The sequence below is a fragment of the Pseudomonas sp. FIP_A4 genome (assembly GCF_036701605.1).
Lineage (GTDB): Bacteria > Pseudomonadota > Gammaproteobacteria > Pseudomonadales > Pseudomonadaceae > Stutzerimonas > Stutzerimonas phenolilytica.
In genome coordinates, this window is record NZ_JAYDXP010000083.1 from 1 (window position 1) to 516 (window position 516).

A 516-nucleotide genomic window follows, 5' to 3' on the forward strand; every position below is an offset into this window, starting at 1 on the left:
GCCGACGGCCATCAGGTACACGGCCTTGTTGTCCTTGATCGCCTCGATGGCGATCGGGCCGCGCTCGGCGGGAGCCACAAGCACCCACCGCCTCCGGGCCACGCCAATAACCGGCTACCAAATAAAAACAAGATTGGAGTAGTTATGGAAACCCTCAATACGTTGGTAAACGACATCAATGCCCTAGTCTGGGGCGTACCCATGCTGGTGCTGATCCTCGGCATTGGTGTGTTCCTGATGATGTATCTGAAATTCATGCCCTGGCTTTAGATCCAGGAAGGCTTGGCGGTGCTTTGGAAAGGGCGACTCAAGGAAGTTGACGAATCCGGCGTTATCAGCCCGTTCCTGGCGCTGATGACCTGTCTGGCCGCTACCGTCGGCACTGCAACATCGCGGGCGTGGCCACGGCGATCTTCCTCGGCGGCCCCGGCGCGGTGTTCTGGATGTGGTGTACGGCGCCACCGGCAACGTCAACGTGTGCGACGCCGGCATGCTCAAGGTGCTGAAGAAGCGCGC

General features: G+C 59.9%; 2 pseudogenes. One reads left to right on the plus strand and one right to left on the minus strand.

The window, feature by feature from the left end:
* Positions 1–69: pseudogene (locus U8L64_RS00645) on the minus strand (hypothetical protein); the annotation flags it as partial.
* A 75-nt stretch (positions 70–144) separates the two neighbouring features.
* Between U8L64_RS00645 and U8L64_RS00650 the strand changes: the two are divergent.
* A pseudogene (locus U8L64_RS00650) lies at positions 145–458 on the plus strand (alanine:cation symporter family protein); the annotation flags it as partial.
* Between the last annotated feature and the right edge of the window lie 58 nt (positions 459–516).